The sequence below is a fragment of the Brevundimonas diminuta ATCC 11568 genome (genome assembly GCF_000204035.1).
Lineage (GTDB): Bacteria > Pseudomonadota > Alphaproteobacteria > Caulobacterales > Caulobacteraceae > Brevundimonas > Brevundimonas diminuta.
Genome location: NZ_GL883086.1, coordinates 2,327,940 through 2,335,907, shown reverse-complemented (window position 1 = coordinate 2,335,907; position 7,968 = coordinate 2,327,940). Strand labels below are relative to the sequence as shown.

Below are 7,968 nucleotides of genomic sequence, written 5' to 3'. Positions count from 1 at the left end.
GGGGCTGAGGCCGCCCGTCTCTACGCCGAGGCCGCCGACGCCCTGCTGGCGACCCTGTGGCGGTTCGCGACCGAACAGGTCCATCCGGCTCCGGACGAGCGGCTGACCTTGCTGGCGGTCGGCGGCTACGGGCGCGGGGTGCTGGCGCCCTTCTCGGACCTCGATCTGCTGTTCCTTCGGCCGGGGCAGGCGATCAGCCCGCGCGCTCAGGCGGTGGTGGAGTTCGTCCACTACGCCCTGTGGGATCTGGGGCTGAAGGTCGGGTCGGCCTTCCGCTCCATCGGCGAGACGCTGACCCTGGCGCGCGACGACATGACGGTGCGAACGACGCTTCTGGAAGCGCGGGTGCTGGCCGGGGATGCGGCCCTGGGCGAAAGCCTGCTGAAGCGGTTCCGCACTTCCGTGGCCCGCGCCGATCCGCGCCCCTTCATCGCCGCCAAGATGGCCGAGCGCGACGTGCGTCTGCAGAAGACCGGCGCCGTCCGCTATCGCGTCGAGCCGAACGTCAAGGACGGCAAGGGCGGGCTGCGCGACCTCAACACCCTGTTCTGGATCGCCCGCTCCCTGGCGCCGGACAGCGAGCGCGGGCAGGCGGCGCTGGAGGGCCTGCTGACCGCGCGCGAGCTGCGCAGCTTCCGCGAGGCGATCGGCTTCCTGTGGCGCGTGCGCATCCTGCTGCACCTGGTCGCCGGACGGGCCGAGGAGAAGCTGACCTTCGATTTCCAGCCCGAGATCGCCCGGCGCATGGGCTGGCGGGGGCGCGGCGACGAACTGGCGGTCGAGCGCTTCATGCGCCGCTATTTCCAGGTCGCACGCGAGGTCGGCGCCCTGACCCGCGCCGTCTCGGCCCAGCTGGAGGCGCGCCAGCAGAAGAAGGCGGAAGGGCTGGCGCGCGGCCTGTCGCGGCTGATCCGGCGCCGCCGGGTCAAGCTGGCCTTCGACGGCCTGGCGGTGGAGGAGGGGCGGCTGACCGTCACCGGGCCGAACGTCTTCGCCCGCGACCCGGCGCGTCTGCTGCTGCTGTTCGTCGAGGCGGACCGGCTGGATCTGGACCTGCACCCCGACGCCTTCGCCGCCGTGATCCGGTCGCTGACGCTGGTGACGCCCGCCCTGCGGCGCGATCCGCGCGCGGCCGAGGCTTTCCTGACGGTGCTGGCGCACGGCCAGCGGCCCTATCGCGTCCTGTCGATCATGAATGAGACGGGTTTCCTGGGGCGCTTCCTGCCCGAGTGGGGGCGGATCGTCGGCCAGACCCAGTTCAACATGTACCACGCCTATACGGTGGACGAGCACACCCTGCAGGCGGTCGGGATCATCAACGACATCGCGCGCGGCAAGCTGGAGGGAGACCACCCGGCCTCGACCGCCATCGTCCCCCGCATCGCCGATATCGAAGCCCTGATGCTGGCCATGCTGCTGCATGACGTGGGCAAGGGGGGCGACCGGGGCCAGCTGGAGGACGGCGCCATCGCCGCGCGCCGGGCGTGCGAGCGGCTGGGCGTCGATCCGCGCCGGATCGAGCTGGTCGTCTGGCTGGTGCGCCATCATCTGCTGATGAGCGACTACGCCCAGAAGCGCGACGTATCCGACCCCTCGACCGTGCGGGCGTTTGCGGAGGCTGTGGGCGACCCAGAGCGTCTGCGGATGCTGATGGTGCTGACCGTGGCCGACATCCGCGCCGTGGGGCCGGGCGTGTGGAACGGCTGGAAGGGGCAGCTGATGCGCGCCCTGTTCGAGGCGACCGAGGCCCTGTTCCGGGGCGACGCCGTGACGCGCGAAGATCCTCTGGCCGACCACCCGGCGCTGGTCGAACGGGCGCGGCGCGAGGGGGCGGCGGTCGAGGCCCTGCCCGCCGAAGGGCCGCTGGAATCCACCGCCCGCGTGGCCGTGGCGGCGCGCGACCGGCCCGGCCTGTTCGCTGACCTGGCCGCCACCCTGTCGATGGCGGGCGCCGACGTGGTGGGCGCGCGGCTGGCCACGGCCGACGACGGCATGGCGCTGGACGTGTTCGAGATTCAGGACGGGGCGGGCGAACCCTATGGCGGGCGCGAGCCGCGACGTCTGGCCATTCTGGTCAAGGCGATGGAGCGGGCGGTGCTGAAGGGGGCGCGGACCTCGACCCTGGAGCCGCCGCGCGTCAGCGCCCGCCGCGCCGTCTTCGATGTGCGGCCGGTGGTGCGGATTGACGCCGATACGGGCACCAGCGCCGTGGTGATCGAGGTCTCGGGCGCCGACCGCCCGGGCCTGCTGGCCGATCTGGCGCGGACCATCTCGGCGCACGGCTATTCGACCCGCTCGGCCCATGTCGCCAGCTTCGGCGAGCGGGCCGTGGACGGCTTCTACATCACCGACGCGGACGGCCGGAAGCCGAAGAGCAAGGCGAGGCTGGAGGCGCTGAAGGTCGACCTGCTGGAGGTGCTGGACCGCACGCTCCAAGGCCCGGCGGGACGGCGCATCGTCCCCGTGCGCGCCAGCGTGCGCGACGTCTCCGATCTGGAAGGCGCGCTGGGCCGTTCGCCCGTATCCAGCGGCCCGCAGGCGCGCTAAGGCGTTTCGGGACCGAGCGCAGGAACAGCCGTGAACGACAAGACCGATCCCATCGAACCGGCCGCGCCGATTTCCGCCGCCAACGCCACGGTCGAACCCGTCGTCCAGCCGCCTGCGTCTGCTGCAACAGCCAAGACGGGCGGGGTGGCGCGGTCCTCGGCCGTCTTCAGCGCCATGACCCTGCTCAGCCGGCTGGCCGGGTTCGCGCGCGATCTGGTCATCACGGCGGCGCTGGGGGCCTCGGCGGGCCCGGCGGCCGACGCCTATTACACCGCGCTGAACTTCCCCAATCTGTTCCGACGCATCTTCGCCGAGGGCGCCTTCGCCGCCGCCTTTGTGCCCGCCTACGCCAAGACGCTGAAGAGCGAAGGCGAGGCGGCGGCCGACAAGGTGGCGACCGACGCCCTGGCCGCCGTGGCCGCCGTCACCGTGGCCCTGACCCTCGTCGCCCAGCTGGCCATGCCGTGGCTGATGACCGTCATCAACATCGGCTTTCTGGACGATCCCGCGCGGTTCAAGCTGGCGGTGATCCTGACCCAGATCACCATGCCCTACCTGCCCTGCATGGCGATCGCCTCCCTGCTCAGCGGGGTGCTGAACGCGCGGGGGCGGTTCATCGTCTCGGGCGCCTATCCGATCCTGCTGAACCTGATCATGCTGGCCGCCGTCATTCCGGTGAAGGGCGACCAGATCGAGGCCGCCTACGCCGCCTCATGGGCCGTGCTGGTCGCGGGCGTGGCCCAGGCGGGTCTGTGCTGGTGGGCGGCGCGTCGGGCGGGGGCGAACATCCGCCTCAGCCTGCCGAAGATGACCCCGGCGGTGAAGGCCATCATCATCACCGCAGTTCCCGCCGCCATCGGCAACAGCGCGACCCAGATCAACGTCTTCATCTCCGGCAACCTGTCCAGCTTCGTCGACGGCGGCCGCACCTGGCTGGCGACGGCGGACCGACTGTATCAGCTGCCGTTGGGGCTGGTCGGAGTGGCCATCGGCATCGCCCTGCTGCCCAAGCTGTCGGCGGCGGTGGCGTCGCAGGATCACGGCCAGCAGCAGGCCTCGATGGACGAGGCGCTGATCCTGTCCATGGCCCTGACCCTGCCGGCGGCGGCGGCCCTGATGGCCATGCCCTATTTCCTGATCGACGCCCTGTTCACGCGCGGCGCCTTCCTTCAGATCGACGCCGTCAACACGGCTCACGCCCTGCTGCATTTCGGCTGGGGCGTGCCCGCCTTCGTCCTGATCCGCATCCTGGCGCCGGCCTTCTTCGCGCGCGGCGATACGCGCAGGCCCATGGTGTTCGCCCTGGTGTCGGTGGCGGTGAACGCGGCGCTGGCGATCGGCCTCTTCTATCTGGGCATGGGGGTGTCGGGGATCGCCGCGGCGGTCAGCGCCTCGGCCTGGACCAATGTCATCCTGCTGGCGGCGACCCTGTGGCGGCGTGGCCATTACCGCCCCAGTCCGCGCGCGGTCTGGCGTCTGGGGCGCATCGCCCTGGCCAGCGCAGGCCTAGCGGCGGTGGTCGGCGTCGCCTCCTGGGCGCGGCCGATGCTGCAGGCGCCGGTCGCGGACCTGCTGGCCATGCTGGGCTCGACCCACGGCGCCAAGGAGATCACCCTGCTGCTGGTCGTGGCGGCGGGCGGTCTGGCCTATGTCGTCCTGGCCTTCCTGACGCGCGCCGTGACGGTGGCCGAGGTCAAGGGCCTGGTCCGGCGCTCGGCCCGGTCATAGGTCCAGCAGAACCTCCAGCGCCTTCTTGAACTCCACCAGACCCTGTTTGGCGCCGAGGGCCGCCGTCAGGGACTCCAGCGGCCCGTCGATGGCCGCCAGCGTCCCGCGCAGGGCGCGGCGGTACAGGGACCAGCCTCGGCTCATGCCCGGATTCCGGCTGGGTTGGGCGGCGACGACCAGGCGATAGGCCGCCAGGATCGCCAGCATCTTGAAGCGCAGCGCCTCGCCCTGAAGGCGGTGCTCGACCATGGCCGGGGCGGTGAAGTCGGCCGCATCGACCAAGGCGATCAGGGCGTCGACATCTTCCAGCGCCAAACTGCGGGCGGCCAGGAAGGCGTCGTCCAGCACCGGATCGGCGGGGTCGCCGCCGCTGGTCAGGATCAGCGTCTCCCTGAACTCGGCGATCATGTCGATCAGGTGGCGCAGCAGCGCCAGCATCCGCGTCAGCGCCTGACGAGAGTCGAAACTCTCGGGCGGGGCGACTTCGAACTCGTCCATGTCCTTCCCTCCATGCCGATGGAAGAGGAGGCTAACATCGTTCCGTGATCGCGGCGACGCGCGAACCGCCGCAGGAGTGTTGCCCTTCGCGCCTCGAACCGATAAGCGCGAGGACATGGCGCTTTCGGGACGAATTTTCGCTCATGGACGATGGCGCGGCTGATCCGCCGCACCGTGCTTCCGCATGTCCCTCTTTCGCACGCGAAAACGTGCGCCGACGTTCGCCTTTCGATTTTCGAGATCCGCTATCATGACTGATCAGACTCCGGCTCAATACACCGGTCCGCGCCGCATCCTGTCCGGCATCCAGGCCTCCGGCGCCCTGCACCTGGGCAACTACCTGGGGGCGCTGAAGCGCTTCACCGAACTGCAGGAGACGGGCGCGCCCCTGTTCGTCTTCGTCGCCGACATGCACGCCATCACCGTCTGGCAGGAGCCGGAGAAGCTGGCCGCCCAGACGCGCGAGATCGCGGCGGCCTATCTGGCCTCGGGCCTCGATCCGGCCAAGGCGGTCATCTTCCCGCAGTCGGCCGTGCCCGCCCACGCCGAACTGGCTTGGATCTTCAACTGCGTTGGCCGCCTGGGCTGGCTGGACCGGATGACCCAGTTCAAGGAAAAGTCGGGCAAGCACAAGGAACGCTCCAGCGTCGGCCTCTACACCTATCCGGTGCTGCAGGCGGCGGACATCCTGCTCTACAAGGCGACCGAGGTGCCGGTCGGCGAAGACCAGAAGCAGCACCTGGAGCTGACCCGCGACATCGCCCAGAAGTTCAACAACGACTTCGGCGCGCCGGGCTACTTCCCCCTGCCCGAGCCGCTGATCCAGGGTCCGGCGACGCGGGTCATGTCCCTGCGCGACGGCGCGGCCAAGATGTCCAAGTCCGATCCGTCGGACCTGTCGCGCATCAATCTGACCGACGACGCCGACGCCATCGCCAACAAGATCCGCAAGGCCAAGACCGACATGGAGCCGTTGCCGGAAACGCTCGAGGGTCTGGAAGGTCGGGCTGAGGCCAAGAACCTGGTTGCCATCTACGCCGCCCTGGCTGGAACGACGCGCGAGGCCGTGCTGGCCGAGTTCGCGGGCCAAGGCTTCGGCGCCTTCAAGCCCAAGCTGGCCGAACTGGCCGTGTCCTCGATGGCGAACGTCACCGCCGAGATGCGCCGCCTGATGAACGACCCGGCCGAGATCGACCGCGCCCTGGCCGCCGGCGCCGAAAAGGCGCGCGAAATCGCCGAGCCGACCATCGCCGAGGTCAAGAAGATCGTCGGCTTCTGGCAGGGCTGAGCCGAATGGCGCACCCGCTCGACCGTCCGGTCTGGAACGCCCTGACGTCGGCACGTCAGGCGTCCCTGGCCGTGGGCGCGGGCGGTGCGTTGCGGCTGGCGCCGGGTTACGGCGTCTTCGTCGCCAGCGTCGATCAGTCGCCGGAAAGCCTGGCGGCGATAGCGGCGCTGGACCAGCCCGAGGGCCTGCTGGCCACGGTCGAGGCGGAGCGCACCCCCGTTCCGCTTGGCCTGACGGTGCTGAAGGAGGCGGTGCTGACGCAGATGGTGCTGGTCGACCTGGCGCCCGCCAAGGCGCGCGACATCGCCGTCGAACCCCTGACCGAGGCCGACGCCCCGGCCATGCTGGCCCTGGCGACCCTGACAGAACCCGGCCCCTTCTTCGACAAGACGCATCGGCTGGGCGACTTCTTCGGGGTCAAGCAGGACGGGCGGCTGCTGGCCATGGCGGGCGAGCGGCTGAAGCCCGACGGCTTCACCGAGGTTTCGGGCGTCTGCGCACACCCTGATGCGCGCGGGCGGGGCTACGCCGGGGCGCTGATGCGGGCGGTGATCGCGCGCATCCTGGCGCGCGGCGAGACGGCCTTCCTGCACTCCTACGCCGACAACGCCGGGGCCATCGCCCTGTATCGTTCGCTGGGCTTCACCATCCGCGCGCAGATGCAGATGAGGATGTTGGTTCAGGGTGATCTGGCCAAGGGCGATCTGGCGAAAGCCGAACCGGGCGCCTAGCTAAAGCTTCGACCCTTTGTTTCGGAGCCTGTCATGAGCCAGCACGTCGCCGTCGTCGAATGGAACCGGGGCGATCAGCCCTTCAGCGACAACAAATACGGACGCGGCCATGACTGGCGCTTCGACGGCGGCGCAGTGGTGCGCGGTTCGTCGGCGCCCTCGCCCATGATCCCGCCGTCCCTGTCGGAAGAGGCGGCGGTGGACCCGGAGGAGGCCCTGGTCGCCGCCCTGTCCAGCTGCCACATGCTGTTCTTCCTGGCCTACGCCCGCAAGGACGGCTTCGTGGTCGACTCCTATCGCGACGAGGCGGAAGGAACCCTGGGCAAGGATGAGCGCGGCAAGATGTCGATCACCGAGATCGTTCTGCGCCCGGCCGTGACCTGGTCAGGCGACAAGCTGCCGGATGCGGCGGCCATCGCCGACCTGCATCACCGCGCCCATGACGTCTGCTACATCGCCAACTCGGTCCGCGCCGAGGTGAAGGTCGAACCGCGCTGAAACCCTAGGCTGTTTCCTCTTCGATCAGGGAGCGGAAGGCGGCGTGGGCGGCGGTCATGCCGTCCGTCGTCGCCAGGGTGATGTTGCCCGCCGGTCGCGCGAGGTCGCCGGCGGCGAAGACGCCCGGCTGGCTGGTTTGCTGCTGGGCGTCGACCTTGACGATGCGGCCCATGGGGGTGTCGGTCATCTCGCAGCCCAGGCGCTCGGCGAAGCCGCCGGACTGCCGCACATGGGCGCCGACGAAGACGGCCTTCAGCGGGATGAAGCGCCCGTCCGTCAGCCGCGCCCCGGTCAGGGTCGGCGCCTCGCCTTCCAGACGTTCGACGGGCGTCGGTTCGATGGTCACGCCGCGTCGGGCCAGCACGCGCGCGTCGTCTTCGCTCAGGCGCGCCGGGTCGATGAACAGCACGGCCTGGCCCCATTCGGCGACGACGCTGGCATATTGGACCGCATGGTCGCCGCGTCCCAGAACGCCGATCGGCCCGCCGCCGACCTCATAGCCGTGGCACCAGGGACAGTGCAGGGCGGTGCGGCCCCAGCGCTCCTTTACGCCGGGCAGGTCGGGCAGGACGTCCTCGACCCCGTGGGCCAGGATCAGGCGGCGACCCATGGTGCGGCTGCCGTCGGCGAAGGCGACCGAGAAGCCGCCGTCGATGCGCGTCGCGTCCACCGCCTCGG

General features: G+C 70.4%; 7 protein-coding genes. 5 read left to right on the top strand and 2 right to left on the bottom strand.

Features of this window, described 5'->3' with window-relative positions; translation table 11 throughout:
- Together glnD and murJ are read left to right on the top strand one after the other, a co-directional pair.
- Positions 1-2,547: [protein-PII] uridylyltransferase (gene glnD / locus BDIM_RS15240; protein ID WP_155818751.1), on the top strand; the 2,547-nt coding region annotated here is incomplete at its 5' end.
- Positions 2,548-2,577: 30 nt separating this feature from the next.
- Positions 2,578-4,275 carry a murein biosynthesis integral membrane protein MurJ gene (gene murJ, locus BDIM_RS15235; RefSeq protein WP_003166473.1) on the top strand — a complete coding sequence of 566 codons (1,698 nt, stop codon included), beginning with the start codon at positions 2,578-2,580 and terminating at the stop codon, positions 4,273-4,275.
- On the opposite strand, the gene BDIM_RS15230 is transcribed toward murJ, so the two are convergent.
- Positions 4,270-4,773, bottom strand: a complete 504-nt coding sequence (locus BDIM_RS15230) for a hypothetical protein (RefSeq protein ID WP_003166472.1) — start codon at positions 4,771-4,773, stop codon at positions 4,270-4,272. The genes murJ and BDIM_RS15230 overlap by 6 nt on opposite strands.
- A gap of 250 nt (positions 4,774-5,023) precedes the next feature.
- On the opposite strand from BDIM_RS15230, the gene trpS reads away from it, so the two are divergent.
- Genes trpS through BDIM_RS15215 form a run of 3 tightly spaced genes read left to right on the top strand, consistent with a single transcriptional unit; the run spans position 5,024 to position 7,290 of the window.
- Entirely contained in the window at positions 5,024-6,061 is a 1,038-nt protein-coding gene (trpS, locus tag BDIM_RS15225; protein ID WP_003166470.1) for a tryptophan--tRNA ligase, read from the top strand.
- A gap of 5 nt (positions 6,062-6,066) precedes the next feature.
- Positions 6,067-6,792 carry a GNAT family N-acetyltransferase gene (locus BDIM_RS15220; RefSeq protein WP_040346387.1) on the top strand — a complete coding sequence of 242 codons (726 nt, stop codon included), beginning with the start codon at positions 6,067-6,069 and terminating at the stop codon, positions 6,790-6,792.
- 33 nt (positions 6,793-6,825) lie between these two features.
- A complete protein-coding gene (locus BDIM_RS15215; RefSeq protein ID WP_003166469.1) occupies positions 6,826-7,290 on the top strand; it encodes an OsmC family protein in 465 nt (154 codons plus the stop codon).
- 4 nt (positions 7,291-7,294) lie between these two features.
- Here BDIM_RS15215 and BDIM_RS18180 read toward each other — a convergent pair.
- The coding region (locus tag BDIM_RS18180) for an NAD(P)/FAD-dependent oxidoreductase (protein WP_040346385.1) at positions 7,295-7,968 on the bottom strand (674 nt) is incomplete at its 5' end.